The organism is Bradyrhizobium sp. ISRA442 (assembly GCF_038085055.1).
Lineage (GTDB): Bacteria > Pseudomonadota > Alphaproteobacteria > Rhizobiales > Xanthobacteraceae > Bradyrhizobium.
The window spans coordinates 113,530-129,357 of the sequence record NZ_JALGCN010000007.1; the positions used below are offsets into that span (position 1 = coordinate 113,530).

Below are 15,828 nucleotides of genomic sequence, written 5' to 3' on the forward strand. Positions count from 1 at the left end.
TAATTTTGTGGGCGATTTTGTGCCCGCCGGGGCGCCGCCTTGACGGGCGCGTTTGCAGTTTGTTCTAACGGTGGCCTCTCGCCTGGAGCCGCCCGACATGTCCATCAGAGTAGCTACTTGGAACGTGAACTCGGTCCGGCAGCGGATCGACCCTCTCCTGACCTGGCTTCGGGAGTGCCAGCCGGACATCGCCTGCCTGCAGGAGATCAAATGCGTCGACGAGGCCTTCCCGCGGCTCGAAATCGAGGCGCTCGGCTATAACGTCGTCACCCATGGGCAGAAGACGTTCAACGGCGTCGCCCTGCTCTCCAAATTCCGTTTCGACGAGACCAAGTCGGGGCTCGCCGGCGACGACGAGGACGCCCACGCCCGCTTCCTCGAGGGAGTCGTGACGCTCAAGCGCGGGGTGCTGCGCATCGCCTGTCTTTATCTGCCCAACGGCAATCCGGTCGGCAGCGACAAATATCCCTATAAGCTCAAATGGATGTCGCGACTTCTTGAGTATTCGAAGGAGCGGCTTAAGACCGAGGAGCCGCTGATCCTCGCAGGCGACTTCAACGTTATCCCCGCCGCCCGCGACGTCTACAACCCGGTCGCTTGGACCGAGGACGCCCTGTTCAAGGCCGAGACACGCGAGAGCTTTCAGTCCCTGCTCGGCCTCGGCCTGACCGACGCATTACGAGCGGTCACCGACGAGCCGGGGCTCTACACCTTCTGGGACTACCAGGCCGGCGCTTGGCAGAAGAACCAGGGCCTGCGGATCGACCATCTGCTGATGTCGCCGCAGGCGAGCGACCGGCTCGCCAATGTCGGCATCGACAGCTATGTGCGTGGCTGGGAGAAGCCCTCGGACCACGTGCCGGTGTGGGCGGATCTGGATCTCGAGGCGGTGTGAACTATGGTCTGATGGCGGGCACGGCGCCGAGGCGCCTTCGCCCACCCCACGGCGCAGTGATCACTCCCGGCGGCCCTGCACCCACTGCTCGAGCATTTGCAGGCACATCGCACGGTCGTCGTCGGAGGCTTTGGCGAAGGCGCGGTTATAGCTTTCCTTGATCCAGGTCTCGTCGGCCCCGGCGCTGTCGCGCGCCAGGGTCAGCCACATCAGGCCGCGCGCGGCCTGCCGCGGCAGGCGGTCGCCGTTGAACAGCATCTGGCCGAGCAGCGCCTGCGCCTCGTGCTGGCCCTTCTGAGCCGCAAGCCCGAGCCAGCGCGCGCCATAGCGGAAATCCTCGCGGGAGGCGTCCGGCGTCTTCAGGTACAGGCGGGCGAGATCGTACTGCGCATCCGCATTGCCGAAATAGGATGCGGCATAGGAGAACATCTCTCGTGCCCGGTCCGGGTCGGCCTTGATCTTCGAGTTCGGGATGCCGCTGAGATAGTAGCGGCCGAGCGCGACGAAGGCGTTGGCCACGATCTGCGCCTGCGGCGCCGACGGGCTGTCCTCGGCATGGGCATTGGCGATCCGGCTGAAATATTCGAACGCGCGCAAGTCGTCCTGCGCGACGCCGTCGCCATTGGCGTACATGCGGCCAAGCTTCCACTGCGCGATCGGATGGCCGCCTTCGGCAGCATATTGCAGGGCGCTGAGCGAGGTTTCCTGGGTTACGGCCGGCGGTACGGCCTTGCGCAGTGCACCGGCAGCGTTCGGTGCTGCCGTGACAACCGGGATAGCCGTATCCTTCTGGTTGACCGGCGCACCGTCGAAAGCGAGCGCAGGCGCGGCCAACGCTAAAGCCCCGAACGCAAACGCAACTATGGTACGCCTAGATGTCCGCATAGCACTGCTTCTCGTGCGCGCCACCCGGATGGGTTACTGCCCCACCGAGCGCTGGCCCAACCTGCTGAGCATACTTCCAGAGCGCACCCGACGTATGGTTAGTCGCGCGAGGCCGCCACTTGGTCTGGCGCTGAGCCAGCTCATCGTCGCTCAATTTTACGTTAAGGGTACCGGCGACCGCATCGATCTCGATGATGTCGCCGTCCTCGAGCAGCCCGATCGGGCCGCCGACGGCCGCTTCGGGCCCGACATGGCCGATGCAGAAGCCGCGGGTGGCGCCCGAGAACCGGCCGTCGGTGATGAGCGCAATCTTGCCGCCCATGCCCTGCCCGGTCAGCGCCGCTGTGGTCTGGAGCATTTCCCGCATACCGGGGCCGCCTTTCGGCCCCTCGTAGCGGATCACGATGACTTCGCCTTCCCGATAGGTGCGCTTCTGGACCGCCTCGAAAGCGTCCTCCTCACGGTCAAAGCACCGGGCCGGACCGGTAAACCTGAGGTTGGACATTCCCGCGACTTTCACGATCGCACCTTCTGGCGCCAAATTGCCCTTCAGACCCACCACACCACCGGTGACGGTGATCGGCTTGTCCGCCGGGTGCACCACATCCTGGTGCGGATTCCACTTCACGCTCTTGAGGTTTTCGGCGATCGTGCGGCCCGTAACGGTAAGGCAGTCACCGTGCAGGAAGCCGTTGTCGAGCAGCGTCTTCATCAGAAGCGGTATGCCGCCAACTTCAAACATGTCTTTGGCGACATAACGGCCGCCCGGCTTCAAATCCGCGATATATGGTGTCTTTTTGAAGATTTCGGCGACGTCGAACAGGTCGAACTTGATGCCGGCTTCGTGAGCGATCGCCGGCAGGTGCAGCGCAGCATTGGTCGAGCCGCCGGAGGCGGCGACCACGGCAGCGGCATTTTCCAATGACTTACGGGTAACGATATCGCGCGGCCGGATGTTGTCGGCGATCAGGTCCATGACCTTCTCGCCGGCCGTCATGCAGAAGGCGTCGCGGATTTCGTAAGGCGCGGGGGCGCCGGCCGAGTACGGCAGCGCCAGCCCGATGGCTTCCGAGACGGTCGCCATGGTGTTGGCGGTAAATTGCGCGCCGCAGGCACCGGCCGAGGGGCACGCCACGCGCTCGATCTCGTCGAGGTCCTCGTCGGACATGGCGCCGACCGAGTGCTTGCCGACCGCCTCGAACATGTCCTGCACCGTGACCTGCTGCCCGCGGAAATTACCGGGCAGGATCGAGCCGCCGTAAATGAAAATCGAAGGCACGTTGAGGCGGACCATCGCCATCATCATACCGGGTAGCGACTTGTCGCAGCCGGCAAGGCCAACGAGGGCGTCATAGGCGTGGCCGCGGACCGTCAGCTCGACGGAGTCGGCAATGCATTCGCGCGACGGCAGCGAGGACCGCATGCCGTCATGACCCATGGCGATGCCATCGGTCACGGTGATGGTGCAGAATTCGCGCGGGGTGCCACCGGCCGAGGCGACGCCCTTCTTCACCGCCTGGGCCTGGCGCATCAGGGCGATGTTGCAAGGCGCGGCCTCGTTCCAGCAGGAGGCGACGCCGACGAAGGGCTGGTGGATCTGTTCGGTGGTCAGACCCATGGCGTAGAAGTACGAGCGATGGGGGGCGCGCGCAGGGCCTTCCGTCACGTGACGGCTCGGCAGCCTGCCCTTGATGTTCGTCTTCGCGTCCATCGCAAACCAGTTTCCCCAGCCAACCCTTTCAGACCCGAAAAGTTAGACCCAAGATTTGAATCGACCCTGGGATTTTTCTCGTCGTCTGCGCCGGCCGCCGTGTGCCCCTAAAACATTAGAGGGATTTTATTCATGTTAGGGTGTGGCCAAAAAGCGGCGCTGATGCGAACGGACTGCGGTGAGGGCTAAATCGCAAGAAACTGTTGCATGGATAGCACGATCGTGGCTCGCAAGACACGGACAGGCTTACTGACATACCTCTCGAGCGAGACCGATCCACAATCTCAGATTTCGTGACGGCGTCTGCGCGCCTGTGTCCGTCGCGATGATCGGACGCACATGAACTGAGTCGCTGCTGCTGTCCCTCTCCACTGTCATGGTCGGGCTTGTCGGCCATCCACGCACCGCCCTGCGTGAGGGTAGATGTGGATGTCCGAGGAAAGTCCCGGGCATGACGACCAAGGTTGTGACGTGCACCTGTCTCCACGTCGTCATTGCGAGCGCAGCGAAGCAATCCAGACTGCTGCCGCGGTGGGGTTCTGGATTGCTTCGCTGCGCTCGCAATGACGGAGAAGGTGCGGGGTCTCGACTAGTCCAAATCACATTTCAAATCGCAGACACACCTTCGCCTTCTCGCGGCGGATTTCGCCCGAGCTTTGCTTCGTCTTGCCACCCCCTTTTAGCCAAGAGGGCGCAGGGAAGGCCGGATGCCGGCTGGCACCCGAAAGATCCGCTGTGCGCATGTAGCGCAAAGGAGATGCACAGCGGCAGACAGGTGAAGCCCAACACACGGCCTTCCCTGCGCAGTGGGTTGACGGCTTATGCCGCGCTCTCCCGGGAGCCGATTTCCTTCTGGCCTCCCTCACTCCGCGAATTGACGGTGCCGTCCGCCCGGTTGGGCTCGCGTGCACCTCCGCGAGAGCTTGACCGTAGCAACGACGGCCAGGACCACCCGGTTTTGCCGTACGCGCGTTCGCCGATCGCCACAGGGTTCGACGGCGTCGTGCACGTAGCCATCGAAATGTTGGCGAGACGAACCTTACAGCGCCGCTCGTCTGCACGCTGCCCTCGGGCTCACAGGGACGACCCGCCCTGCCCGCGCCTCTCGTGCCGACGCTGCCGCGTCCACCGCAACCCGGCCCGCGAAATCGCGACGACGTACGATCGCCCCTCTTGGTGAGCCGGGATGGCCAACACATACGACAAATCCGAATTTCGGTAAAGCGGAATCCTTTCGCGACGCAGGCTTGACAACGGCCAGTCGTCGGAAAGCATCAAGTGTTTTGCCCGTCGGGCAGATCAAAAACCTTTATTCGGCAGCTCGCTGGATACCTCTCGATCCGGTGGAATGGTTCGCGGCCCGCTCCGCGAACCTCGCATAGAGTGCTGGCAACACGACTAGCGTCAGCACTGTGGCGGTTAACAAGCCGCCGATGACGACGGTGGCAAGCGGCTTCTGCACCTCGGCGCCGGTCCCAGTCGCAAGCGCCATCGGCACGAAGCCGAGCGATGCCACCAGCGCCGTCATGACGACGGGACGGAAGCGCGTCAGGGCTCCGTCGCGTATTGCCTGAGCAAGTGGCACACCTCCGTCGATCAGCGACCGTATCTGGGTCAACATGACCAGACCGTTGAGCACGGCGACTCCGGACAAGGCAATGAAGCCGACCGCGGCAGATATCGAAAACGGCATACCCCGCAGCCACAACGCGGCGATCCCGCCGGTCAACGCGAGCGGTACGGCACTGAAGACGACGAGCGCATCGCGCGCCGATCCCACTGCCCCGAAGAGAAGTAGGAAGATCATCGCGAAGCATGCTGGGACGACGATGGTTAGCCGCTGGCGCGCGACCGAGAAGCTCTCGAACTGTCCGCCCCATGCCAAGTAGCTCCCCGGCGGCAACTTCACCTCTTCCCCGACTTTCGCTTGGGCCTCAGTGACCAGCGATCCGATGTCCCGCCCGCGGACCTCGGCTGTCGTGACGACGCGCCGCTTGCCGTTCTCGCGACTGATCTGGTTGGCCCCTTCGGTCTGGTCAAACGTTGCGACAGCCCGCAAGGGCACCGTTGGCGCAGGCGCGTTCGGGTTCGAATGCGGCAACGGCACCGGGAGGCTTTCGAGCGCGGAGATGTCGCCGCGCAGCGCGTCGTTCAGCCGGACTACGATATGGAAGCGCCGGTCTCCCTCGAACACCAGCCCCGCCGCGCGCCCGCCGACGGCAGTCTCGATCAGGTCCTGGACGTCTGCGAGATTGAGGCCCCGCCACGCGATCTCAGCCTTGTCGATCCGGATCTCCAGGAACGGCAGCCCGCTGGTTTCTTCGACTTTCACGCTTTCGGCGCCCTCGATCTTTCTCAGGACGTCCGCGATGCGGGACGCCGTGCGCTGCATCTCGGTGAAATCATCGCCGAACACCTTGATGCCGAGATCCTCGCGGACGCCGGCGATGAGCTCGTTGAAGCGCATCTCGATCGGTTGCGAGAAGCCGACCTTGTTTCCGGGCATCTTGGTCGCCTCCGCCTCGATCTCTCGGATCAGATCGTCCTTCGTCATCGACGGGTCCGGCCATTCGCTTTGCGGCTTGACGATGATGTAAGTGTCGGACGCGCTCGGCGGCATCGGATCGGCTGCCAGGTCCGGCGTGCCAGTGCGCGAGAAGACGAACGCGACCTGCGGGAACTTGCTGATCACCTTCTCGATCTCGAGCTGCATGGCCTGAGCCTGCGCCAGCGCCGTACTCGGCACGCGCTTCACCTCCATGACGATGTTTTTCTCGTCGAGCGTCGGCGTGAATTCCTGACCAAGGCGGGAGAATACGACGAGCGATGCGGCAAATAGGACGGCAGCCGATGCGACGACCAGGCCGGTATTTGCGATGCTACGCGACAGGATCGGCGCGTACGCGTTCTTCAGCCACCGAACCACAAAGTTCTCGTTCTCCCTCACCGGCCTGGTCAGGGCGATCGCAGTTGCAGCGGGGACGAAGGTAAGGGAGACCACGAAGGCCGTGGCCAGCGCGATCATCACCGTGAGGGCCATGGGCTCGAAGGTCTTGCCCTCTACGCCGGTGAAGGCGAGCAGCGGGACGTAGACGAGGATGATAATGAGCTGGCCGTAGACGGTCGGTCGGATCATCTCGACCGCTGAATCGGTGACCGTCTTGAGTCGTTCGTTACGCGTCAGGGTGCGCCCCAAGGTGACCTGCCGTTCGGCGAGGTGCCGGAGACTGTTCTCGCAGATGATCACCGCGCCGTCGACGATCAAGCCGAAATCGAGCGCGCCAAGGCTCATCAGGTTCGCGCTGATGTGCCCCCGCAGCATTCCCGTCGCCGTCAACAACATGGTGACCGGAATGACGCAGGCGGTGATCAGGGCCGCCCGGAAGTTGCCAAGCATCAAAAACAGCACGGCGATCACTAGCAGCGCGCCTTCCGCCAGGTTGGTCGCGACGGTGCGGATCGTGGCGTCAACGAGCTGCGTACGGTTGAGCACCGTCCGAGCGTGGATGCCCGGGGGAAGCATCTTGCTGATCTCCTTGATCTTGGCGTCCGCCGCAGCGGCAACGGTGCGGCTATTCCCGCCGATCAGCATCAGGGCCGTTCCAAGCACGACCTCGCGGCCATCAACGCTGGCGCTTCCGGTTCTCAGCTCCTTCCCGATGGTGACTTCGGCCATGTCCCTGATCCGCACCGGCACGCCGTTGCGGGTCGAGACCACTATCTGTCCGATGTCCTCGACGTTCTCGACGCGCCCGGCGGCGCGGACTACATAACCCTCGCCGTTCTGCTCGATGTAGTTGGCGCCCCTGCTGGCGTTGTTGGCTTCGATCGCCTCGATGACTTGCTTGAAGGAGAGACCGTAGCCGACGAGCTTCACGGGATCCGGCTGCACCTGATACTGCTTTACGAAACCGCCGATCGCATCGGCGCCTGCCACCCCAGGCACGGTCTTCATCTGCGGACGGACGATCCAGTCCTGTACCGTCCTGAGGTAGACCGTCCGGCGAAAATCGTCGGCCAATCGCTCGCCCTCGGGGGTGAGATAACTGCCGTCGCTCTGCCAGCCGGGCTCGCCATCACGCACGACCGCGGTGGCGCCGGGCTTTTCGTACTCTACGGCCCACCAATAAATTTCGCCTAGACCGGTCGAGACCGGCCCCATCTTCACCTCGACGCCCGGCGGCAGCGAGGATTTGGCGTCGTTGATGCGTTCGGCGACGAGCTGCCGCGCGAAGTAGATGTTCGTGCCGTCGACGAAGACGATGGTCACCTGCGCGAAACCGTTCCGCGAGAAGGATCGCGTCGACTCCAGGCCGGGTATGCCGGCCAAGGCCGTCTCAAGGGTGACCGTGACCTGTTTCTCGATCTCGACCGGGGTCAGCGCCGGCGCCACGGCGTTCACCTGCACCTGGACGTTGGTCACGTCGGGAACCGCGTCGATCGGCAGTCTGGTCAACGACCACACGCCGGACGCCGCGGCAACCAGCACCACCAGAAGAACGAGCCAGCGACGCCTGACGGAGAAATCGACGATACGCGCGATCATCTCAGTCCTCGTCGCCCGGCTTGGAGAGCTCGGCCTTCAATGGAAAAGTATTCGAAGCCGCGATCGTTTCGCCGGCGGCAAGCCCGGACGTCACTTCGACCATCCCATCGTCCCGGCGACCGAGCACCACGTCCCGCTTCTCGAAGCCGTCGGAGGTCCGCACGAATACGACCTTCCGCCCATCCACGGTCTGGATGGCGGTCACCGGCACCACCACCGGGACCTGGCGCGACTCCACGGCAATGGCCGCCGTCACGAACGAGCCGGGCCGCCAGAACCGATCCGGATTATCCAGGACCGCCACGACGCGTGCGGCCCGCGTTTCCTTGTCGAGCAGTGGGCTGACGAAGATGATCTTGCCCGTCCCGACGCCGCTTGCGCCACGAATGGACACTGCGACGCTCTGCCCTTCGCGGACCGCCGGCAGATCGGAGGAATTAACCGTCATCTCGACCCAGACCCGGCTGAGGTCGATGATGACGAAGAGCTCGGTCTCGAGGTTGTCCCTCCCGACGGCGGTCCCGAGTTCAACCTTGCGTTCCACCACCCTTCCGGAGATCGGCGCACGGACGTTCTGAAGTCTCAGCGTCCCCTCGGGCGCCTGTGGGATCGCGGTAATCTCGCTTTCGTCGACCCCGAGCGCGAGCAGCTTTTGCCGGGCGATGTCGAGACGCATCGCCGTCTGCGATGCGGCGTTGCGCGACCTGATGTACTGCTGCTCGGGTATCGCCTTGCTACCGTCCCAGGCAGCCTTGTCGCGGGCTGCCAGATCCTGCTGCAGGTCATTCGACAGTCGGGCGGCCATGTATTCGCTCTTCGCGTCGGCCACTTCCCGGCTCTCCAGCGCTCCGAGAACCTGGCCCTTCTCGACCTCGTCTCCAATGTTCTTGCGGAGCTCGGCGACGGTTCCGGACAGCTTCACCGACACATGGGCGACGCGGTCGGCGTCCGGTGCGATGACGGCCGGGACCGACAATCTCGTCGCCATCGTCGCTGGCACAGCCTTGGCCTGCTCGATCTTGGCCAACGCGATCCGCTCGTCGTCCATCCGGATGATGGACTTCCGCTCCTCCGCCTGCGATTTCGAGTGCTGCGGCGGCTCCGCCGCGGCCAGGCCCACCGTCTTGCGCAGCGCCGATACGCCCGGTCCCCAGGCCGCGAGCGCGCCCGCTGCGACGACGACGGCGAGACCCAGCGTCCAAATGAACTTTCGAGAGGACATCGGCCGACTTCCGGTCAGAGGTAGCGCGAGATCGCCTTGAACTCGGCGAGCACGTTCTTGGTCGGCTTCGAGGAGCCGCCGTTGGCCGCGACGTCGAGGCAGTTGTCGACGTGATCGTGGATGAGCGTCCGCTTCGCTTCCGTGATCGCTTTCTCGACCGCGTGAAGCTGCTGGGCGAGGTCCAGGCAGGATCGGCCGTCGTCGAACATCTCGATGACGCGGCGAAGGTGCCCCTCCGCGCGCTTTAGGCGCTTGACGATCTGGCCGTGGCTTTCGTGGACGTGCTGTTCCGTCATCCTGCTCATCCTATCCTCTAGGAGGGGATACTCTAATCCGGATTGGGCGGAGCTGCGACTCCTCCACCGAAGTTGACCTTCGCGGCACTTAGCCGAGGCACTGGGGCGGCTTCAGTCGCTTCGCCACCTTGCGCCCTACGTTTCAGTGGCTTTGATCGTCCTGGTCAGCATTTGCACTGGGTCGGCGGGCTTGCACCAACTCCTTTCGTAATGCGTTTCGAGCGGGCGCCTCAGCGCGCAGCGACAATATGCCCTAATCGGCCAGCACCAGGACGCCACCATGCCTGGGCGAGATCACGTAAAGCCGGTCGGGCGCCACGATCGCCGTAGTATGCGCACCCTCCGCCGTGACCGTCTGCATTCTGCTTCCGGTCCTCGGATCGATCGTCTCGATCACGCCGGGGTCACCGATCGCCACATGCACGCGGCCGGTCGCCGGGTTGAAGAACGTTACGTCAGGCGGTCCGGCAATCGGCCATATGTTGGTGACTTGCCCGGATGTGCTGTCGACTTCGACCAGATCGCCGCCATCGCAGGCCGCGTAGAGACGATTGCGCGCATGATCGATATCGAGACCATGCGCGCCCCCGGACGGCAGCGGCCAATGGACGATGTCGTCCAAGCCGGGCAATCGCGCCGTCAGGATCATCGACGGTTCGCGGATGCAAAGGAACACACGCTGGGCGTTCGCGTCGGTGACGCACCAGCGCGGCCTGCCCGGCAGATCGATCGCCCGCTGTGTCACCTCCCTCAAATTGATGACCTGCAGTGTCGGGCCTTGATGGGCATCGCCGATGCAGGCGGCTATGCCGATACCCGATCGCTTGACGAGCGCCGCGCCGTTCGGCCGCGGCCCCGATGGGAAGACGCCCTTGATGTCATAAGTGTTGGCATCCATCCACGTGATTGTCGCGGCACCGCGATTGGTCGTCAGGATATCGCCGTCATCGGCGACGGCACCGGCGATCGCCGGAAATCCCGGAAGCGTCGCAATGTGCTTCTGCGCATCATGGTCGACGACTTCGATGCAATCGCGCGCCGTGTGAGCAATGAAGACGCGACGGGTCTTGGAATCGAACGCGGCGTGATCGAAGTCGCTGTCCAAACCGTTGGGTATGGGGACAACGCCAAAAGTCGTCAGGGGCATGCTCGCCTCGTCAGCTAGCGGGAAACAAACGGCGACACGGAGACGATCAACGACAGTCCCGAGAACAACAGAAGCACCAACACGGTCTTGCGGAACGTCTCGTCGTCAATCTTTCCGAATAGCCTGAAGCCGGACCAAAGGCCGGCGATCATAAAAGGGACGCCGAGCGCGTAGAGCGCCAACGTGTCCCTGGTAATGGTGCCGGCGGCTGCTTGAGACAGCGAGATCACCACGAATGCCGAGAACAGCACCGGCTGAAACACCGCACGCTGCACGTCCTTGGACCAGCCCCGCCATTGGCAGGAGATCGTCGAGATCACGCCGCCGAGCCCGGTCAAGCCGCCAAGCAAACCGTTCGACAGGCCGATCGCGATATCGGCCCCGGTTCCGATCTTCATCGGAGCGAACGCGGGCCGGAGCAGTCCGTAGATCGCATAGGCAATCAGCAGGACCCCGACCCCAAATCGAAGGTAAGCGGGATTGAGGTAGGTCAGAATGCCGACGCCGATGGGTACGCCGACGACGGTCCCGAGTGCGAGTGGCCACGCCTTTCGCAAGTCGAGGACATGCCGCAGCTTGAGGACACCATAACCCTGCGTGAGCAGACCATAGCCGGCAATCAAGGTGGCGGTTTGAACCGGCGTGATGATGTGCAGCCATACGCCTGACACGACGAGGCCCATGGCAAAGCCGGAAAAGCCGCTGACGAAACCGCCGACCAGGGCGGCCAGAGCAAAGACAACGAAGACGAGTTCGTCCATAGGATCGCTCCCCCGAAACGAGGCGGCGAACGCTTGGATGGATACCCATCTGATGGGGAGGTCGCGGATCCCCAAACTGCATCAATTTATACTGCCGTGCCGGCCGTCAGCCCTTCGTGCTCGCAGTCTTGTCGAGCGCGGCGCGCAGGCCCTTGGCGAGCTTGATTGCGTCGTCGTTCGCCCAGAAATGCATGAAGAACATCCGTGGCTGCTCGTTCAGCATGTGGCTGTGCAGCGCCGTCACCTCGATCCCGTTTGTCCGCAATGCGGTGATCACCGGGTTCACCTCCTCACCCGTCAGGATGAAGTCGCCGGTGATTGCGGCTTTGCCGGCGCCGGTCGGCTGGAAGTTGATGCCTATTGCAACGCCCATCGGCCCGACCGGGGTCAGCGCCATGCCGTCTTCGGTGATGGGATCTCGCCGTGGCACGTTGAATTGATAGACGCCGCCATTGGCCTGTCCTTTGACACCGATGATCTGATCGAGCTGCGCCGTGTCGAGATCGACCGCAGGCGGCGGATTGGCCGGTGCCGCAGCCGTCAGCGGGGTCTTGCTCTCGGCAAGCGCATCGCGGATTGCCGAGGCGAGCTTGGCCGGATCGCCGTGTCCCAGGATATGCATGTAGAATGTTGCGGGGTTTGCCCGCAGCAGGTGGTTATGCACCGCGGTGATCTCGATCCCGCTCGCAATCATCTTTGTCATCACCGGACTGATCTCGGATTCCAGCAGGACCAGATCGCCCATGGCCATCACGCCGTCGTGGGCCGGTTTGAATGCGACCCAGCCGCCGAGCGCGAGTGCCGGCTTGATTGTCACGCCGTCGAGCGTCACGGTAAGATCGGACCGCGCAAACCCGTAGCGATGCACGTCGCCGCTGACGGCGGGTTTTCTGCCCAACGCCTCATCGACCTTTTGCCAGTCGACATCCGGCGCGGCTTGCGCCGTCGAAACGAATGCTTCGGCGAACTTGCGCCAATCGGCGATGTACGCGGTCGTGCCGAGGGCCAAGAGGCAAGCGCTGGCGGCAATCAACGCTGAGATTCTGCTGCGCATTGTTCTGCTCCTTGAATTGGATTTCGGAGGCTCTTGCAGACCTCGCACACACTCATTTCTGCGGCTTGATCTGGCCGCTGCTGTCGACGACGAGCCGGACTTGCTTGCCGTCCTTCACCGCCCGGACGACCATGCCTTCAGCGGTCGACTTGATGTCGCTGACCTCCGAATAGCCGGCGGCCTGAATCTTGGCGACAAGCTCCTCTTTGGTCAGGGCTTGCGCCGGTCCGGCCGCAATCGCGAGCAACATGGCGGCAGAAGAAATGACCCGTTTGCGCATGATTGTTCTCCTGGTTGTAACTCTCTGCCCCAGGTGAAGTTCGTTCGATCGCCGGTTTCCGCGGCCCACACGGCGCGGATCAACGGCGTCGATCATCGTCGGCGCGCTGGTGGTGACACCGATCGGTCGGGAAAGCTTGTCGGGAAAAACTGAGCTGTATGTAGACATGCTGCGTCCTTCGTGATCAGGACGCGATTCTTCGGCATGTCGCCTCGCGGGGAGATCGCTTTCCCCGTCGCGCGAATTAAATATCCGCCGCGCGCGATGTCAACCCGCGCGCGTTCACGATGGGCAAGGAACCGAGCCGCACCTTTTCAGTTTGCTGGACGTGAAGCCCGCCCGATTTAGGCGCTCAGCTCCGCTCCACGATCGAAACGCGCGAAGAGCGCGCTCGTCAACGAACCTAACAGGCTCCAGAAAACCAGACTGGTGAGCGTCACCGCGACCATGAACTGATGCGACAGCGAGCTCGGCACGTTGGTCTCGACGTGTTCCAGCTCGGGCGCGCCGATCAAATGTGGCAACGTCAGCAGGATCACGCCGGCGATTGCCGCAGGCACCGAGCGGCGGAAGACGATCATCGCAAGGCCCGCAGCCGTTGCCAGCACGGCGGTCAGCCACCAGATCTGGCGCGACAGCAGCGGTGCGGACGGCACGCCCGGCAGTTCCGGTGGCAGGCCGAGGCCGGGCGCGATCGTGAACACGGCAAAGCCAGCCAATCCCCACATCAGACCTTCGTGCCAGGAGATGCTCTCGCCGATCGCTCCACTGCGGACAGCGAAGAAGCCCGCCAGAAGCAGTGCGAAGCCGATCGCGGTCAGCACATTGGCGGCCGCCGTGTAGGCGTTGCGCTCGAGGCCCTCGCGCGGCTCCCAGGCCCCGGCCCCGTGGTCATGGTCGGCGTGGCTGTGCCCCGCGTGATCATGGCCGGTCGCGGCCGCTTGCGGCGCCGCAGCAGCCTCATGCTGGTGCGTCTCCGCGGCCTTCTCGAAGACCTCGGCCTTCAGGATCAGGGGGACGGTGCCGAACTGCTGGACCGCCGTGACGATGAGACCAACGATGAAACCGGCAATGACCGACGAGAAGACGATCGAGCGAAACGTGCCCATGCCACCCCGGTCAGTGGCAGGGGAAAGCGTTCGAATGGCGCACGTCGTGCGCAGCATTGTGGATGACATCGATGTGGGAAAAGCCCACGACGCCGACGACGAAGAGGCCTAGCACCATGGCCATCAGGGCTTGCGAAAGCCGTCCCACCTGCACGGCCGCGACCGGCAGATGCGTAACCTGGGCATTCGTGAGCTGGGATTGGCTCATAGCTATTCTCCACTTGCGATTTGGGCGTCTTCTAGCAGCTTCCGGGCGATGTCGCGACTGGTAAGATGCACGCTCGTGCCCGCCGGAATGCCCTTGCGGGCGATCTTGGCACCAGCGGCGGCCCGGAAAGCCCCCTCAAAGCGCCGGAAATAGCCGAGGCAATCCTCGACCGCGGGCTCGGCGCCGAGCAGCGTCCGGAACGCGCCCCGATGCACGGCGCAAATAGCGCCATGCCCCCGGACCGGAAAGACCAGGGAGGTGATGTCGGCGCGCCAGTGCACCTCGTCGTTCAAGTCGAGATCGCGCGTTGCTGCCCGAGCTGATTGAGCAGGCGGACGATTTCGCAGGCCGCAACGAGACTGATCAGCCAGACGGCGCTCAGCAACCCAAGCCGCGTCACGATGGCAGCAGTAAAAGCCATCTCCCCGCCGAGGAACGGCGTGACGGCAAACAGCGCGAGCTCATAGGCGGAATAAGCGCAAGCGAGCGTGAGCGTCAATGCCAGCGGCGTGCGGTTCGGCGGCAGCACGCGGAGAACGGCCGACGAGACGGCTGTAGCAGCGAGCGCGGCGGCGCCGACAACAAAACCCCAGGCGATGGTGCTGGCATCGACGGGATAGTGCAGTGCGCCGAAGCCGATGGTCTGATTGACGAGCCAAGCGCCGGTGACGACCAGCAGCGCCGGACGCAGCGGCAGCATCGCCGCCGCCACCACGGCGAAGGCCGCGAACGGTGTCGCGCAGGCCAGCGCAAAGCTCGCGAGCGCGCACGATACGGTCAGCAGCGCAAAGCAGAACAGCGCCGCATGGCGCGGCTCGACCGGACACATACGGCAACGGTCGGCGTGAACCGGCAGGATGTCGAGAGCCATGAACGATCTCCTTGCCGGACGTCTTAGCACATTTGCCGAGGTGCGACAGGGATTGACGGCGAAGCCGAGCGACGCAGCTTTCCCAAGACTACGTCGACGCGCGAGACGACGCGGCTGCGCTGCACCGTGACCGAGAGCGCAGCAGCTCAGGTCCGCCCTCTCGGACGCTGAGCCTGGGCCCACGCCATCTCAACGTCGCGGGGCGGAGCATCGAGCCGCCGGACCGGAGTCAGCTCGCCGGATGCCGAGATGATCGCGGTCTCCTCGCGGTGGCAGCGCGGGCAAACGAAGCGAACTTCGTGCGGCGACGCCGACCAGCTCGACTGCTTGACATTGGCCGCCATCGGCCAGGCTTCGCAATGCGCGCAGGACACCAGGAACCGACCGGGATCGAGCATACCCATCTTGAAAGCCTCCGGCCTGCCCGCCTCCCCAATGATTAACTCGCGTGAATCGTTCCGGAATCAGCCTTCACGGTGGGCCTGCGGCTCAGTGCGCGCCCTTGAGCGTGCAGGACGTCGTGCAGGTGACCGTGGTGCCGTGGTCGCATGCCTTGCAGGCGTTCACGCATTGTGCCATGTCGCGCGGATTGTAGGAGCTGTAGTTCCGCACCGGGCATGCCGCTGTCGAACCTGTGACGTCTTGCTCGGGCTCGCAAGCCGCCGTCATGAGCGCAAGGAAGATGACCGCAGAAAGCCGCATGGGATCGCCCTGTGAGACACTGGCAAAAGCGACGTCCTCGGGGCGCACGCCATGTGGCAACAACCCCGGCATTCCCACCGGGAGCAGTCGCAAATCACGACGCTCCGCATCCATGAGGATGCGCGCCAAATGTTAAAAACG

At 63.9% G+C, this 15,828-nt stretch carries 16 protein-coding genes; 1 reads left to right on the plus strand and 15 read right to left on the minus strand.

From position 1 onward, the window contains the following. The first annotated feature begins 97 nt into the window (after positions 1–97). The gene (xth, locus tag MTR72_RS17065) at positions 98–895 is read left to right on the plus strand and encodes an exodeoxyribonuclease III (RefSeq protein ID WP_280970804.1); all 798 of its coding nucleotides are present in this window, start codon (positions 98–100) and stop codon (positions 893–895) included. A 60-nt stretch (positions 896–955) separates the two neighbouring features. On the opposite strand, the gene MTR72_RS17070 is transcribed toward xth, so the two are convergent. The 15 genes from MTR72_RS17070 to MTR72_RS17140 all read right to left on the minus strand — a co-directional run bounded on the left by MTR72_RS17070 (position 956) and on the right by MTR72_RS17140 (position 15,801). Continuing rightward, positions 956–1,780, minus strand: coding sequence for a tetratricopeptide repeat protein (locus MTR72_RS17070; RefSeq protein ID WP_280970803.1), 825 nt, complete (start codon positions 1,778–1,780; stop codon positions 956–958). Then, positions 1,767–3,491 carry a dihydroxy-acid dehydratase gene (ilvD, locus tag MTR72_RS17075; protein WP_280970802.1) on the minus strand — a complete coding sequence of 575 codons (1,725 nt, stop codon included), beginning with the start codon at positions 3,489–3,491 and terminating at the stop codon, positions 1,767–1,769. Before ilvD ends, MTR72_RS17070 begins: the two co-directional genes overlap by 14 nt. Positions 3,492–4,800: 1,309 nt before the next feature. Then, positions 4,801–8,037 carry an efflux RND transporter permease subunit gene (locus MTR72_RS17080; RefSeq protein WP_280970801.1) on the minus strand — a complete coding sequence of 1,079 codons (3,237 nt, stop codon included), beginning with the start codon at positions 8,035–8,037 and terminating at the stop codon, positions 4,801–4,803. Position 8,038: 1 nt separating this feature from the next. After that, positions 8,039–9,259: an efflux RND transporter periplasmic adaptor subunit gene (locus MTR72_RS17085; RefSeq protein ID WP_280970800.1), complete on the minus strand. Its 1,221-nt coding sequence runs from the start codon at positions 9,257–9,259 to the stop codon at positions 8,039–8,041. 14 nt (positions 9,260–9,273) lie between these two features. Further along, positions 9,274–9,555 carry a metal-sensing transcriptional repressor gene (locus MTR72_RS17090; protein WP_280970971.1) on the minus strand — a complete coding sequence of 94 codons (282 nt, stop codon included), beginning with the start codon at positions 9,553–9,555 and terminating at the stop codon, positions 9,274–9,276. A 253-nt stretch (positions 9,556–9,808) separates the two neighbouring features. Beyond that, a complete protein-coding gene (locus MTR72_RS17095; RefSeq protein ID WP_280970799.1) occupies positions 9,809–10,702 on the minus strand; it encodes a YncE family protein in 894 nt (297 codons plus the stop codon). A gap of 14 nt (positions 10,703–10,716) precedes the next feature. Then, positions 10,717–11,538 (minus strand): sulfite exporter TauE/SafE family protein, encoded by an 822-nt coding sequence (locus tag MTR72_RS17100; RefSeq protein WP_280970798.1) that lies wholly within the window; start codon positions 11,536–11,538, stop codon positions 10,717–10,719. 31 nt (positions 11,539–11,569) lie between these two features. Next, positions 11,570–12,517 (minus strand): DUF1259 domain-containing protein, encoded by a 948-nt coding sequence (locus MTR72_RS17105; RefSeq protein WP_280970797.1) that lies wholly within the window; start codon positions 12,515–12,517, stop codon positions 11,570–11,572. A gap of 52 nt (positions 12,518–12,569) precedes the next feature. Beyond that, positions 12,570–12,965, minus strand: a complete 396-nt coding sequence (locus tag MTR72_RS17110; RefSeq protein WP_341510736.1) for a PepSY domain-containing protein — start codon at positions 12,963–12,965, stop codon at positions 12,570–12,572. A 176-nt stretch (positions 12,966–13,141) separates the two neighbouring features. Next, entirely contained in the window at positions 13,142–13,906 is a 765-nt protein-coding gene (locus MTR72_RS17115; protein WP_280970796.1) for a CbtA family protein, read from the minus strand. A 10-nt stretch (positions 13,907–13,916) separates the two neighbouring features. Next, positions 13,917–14,114, minus strand: a complete 198-nt coding sequence (locus tag MTR72_RS17120) for a CbtB domain-containing protein (protein ID WP_280970795.1) — start codon at positions 14,112–14,114, stop codon at positions 13,917–13,919. A gap of 2 nt (positions 14,115–14,116) precedes the next feature. Next, on the minus strand, positions 14,117–14,407 hold the full coding sequence (locus tag MTR72_RS17125; protein WP_280970794.1) for a hypothetical protein: 291 nt from the start codon (positions 14,405–14,407) through the stop codon (positions 14,117–14,119). Then, positions 14,404–14,985 (minus strand): hypothetical protein, encoded by a 582-nt coding sequence (locus tag MTR72_RS17130; RefSeq protein WP_341510737.1) that lies wholly within the window; start codon positions 14,983–14,985, stop codon positions 14,404–14,406. The genes MTR72_RS17125 and MTR72_RS17130 overlap by 4 nt, the downstream gene beginning before the upstream one ends. Before the next feature lie 146 nt (positions 14,986–15,131). Next, positions 15,132–15,389 carry a hypothetical protein gene (locus MTR72_RS17135; RefSeq protein WP_280970792.1) on the minus strand — a complete coding sequence of 86 codons (258 nt, stop codon included), beginning with the start codon at positions 15,387–15,389 and terminating at the stop codon, positions 15,132–15,134. Positions 15,390–15,474: 85 nt separating this feature from the next. After that, on the minus strand, positions 15,475–15,801 hold the full coding sequence (locus MTR72_RS17140) for a hypothetical protein (protein WP_280970791.1): 327 nt from the start codon (positions 15,799–15,801) through the stop codon (positions 15,475–15,477). Between the last annotated feature and the right edge of the window lie 27 nt (positions 15,802–15,828).

Excerpts from the sequence above, each read along its gene's own strand:
- MTR72_RS17140 (WP_280970791.1), bottom strand. The coding sequence starts at position 15,801 with ATGGATGCGGAGCGTCGTGATTTGCGACTGCTCCCGGTGGGAATGCCG.
- MTR72_RS17120 (WP_280970795.1), bottom strand. The coding sequence starts at position 14,114 with ATGAGCCAATCCCAGCTCACGAATGCCCAGGTTACGCATCTGCCGGTC.
- MTR72_RS17105 (WP_280970797.1), bottom strand. The coding sequence starts at position 12,517 with ATGCGCAGCAGAATCTCAGCGTTGATTGCCGCCAGCGCTTGCCTCTTG.
- ilvD (WP_280970802.1), bottom strand. The coding sequence starts at position 3,491 with ATGGACGCGAAGACGAACATCAAGGGCAGGCTGCCGAGCCGTCACGTG.
- MTR72_RS17110 (WP_341510736.1), bottom strand. The coding sequence starts at position 12,965 with ATGTCTACATACAGCTCAGTTTTTCCCGACAAGCTTTCCCGACCGATC.
- MTR72_RS17080 (WP_280970801.1), bottom strand. The coding sequence starts at position 8,037 with ATGATCGCGCGTATCGTCGATTTCTCCGTCAGGCGTCGCTGGCTCGTT.
- MTR72_RS17115 (WP_280970796.1), bottom strand. The coding sequence starts at position 13,906 with ATGGGCACGTTTCGCTCGATCGTCTTCTCGTCGGTCATTGCCGGTTTC.
- MTR72_RS17090 (WP_280970971.1), bottom strand. The coding sequence starts at position 9,555 with ATGACGGAACAGCACGTCCACGAAAGCCACGGCCAGATCGTCAAGCGC.
- MTR72_RS17130 (WP_341510737.1), bottom strand. The coding sequence starts at position 14,985 with ATGGCTCTCGACATCCTGCCGGTTCACGCCGACCGTTGCCGTATGTGT.
- MTR72_RS17085 (WP_280970800.1), bottom strand. The coding sequence starts at position 9,259 with ATGTCCTCTCGAAAGTTCATTTGGACGCTGGGTCTCGCCGTCGTCGTC.
- MTR72_RS17135 (WP_280970792.1), bottom strand. The coding sequence starts at position 15,389 with ATGGGTATGCTCGATCCCGGTCGGTTCCTGGTGTCCTGCGCGCATTGC.
- MTR72_RS17095 (WP_280970799.1), bottom strand. The coding sequence starts at position 10,702 with ATGCCCCTGACGACTTTTGGCGTTGTCCCCATACCCAACGGTTTGGAC.
- MTR72_RS17070 (WP_280970803.1), bottom strand. The coding sequence starts at position 1,780 with ATGCGGACATCTAGGCGTACCATAGTTGCGTTTGCGTTCGGGGCTTTA.
- xth (WP_280970804.1), top strand. The coding sequence starts at position 98 with ATGTCCATCAGAGTAGCTACTTGGAACGTGAACTCGGTCCGGCAGCGG.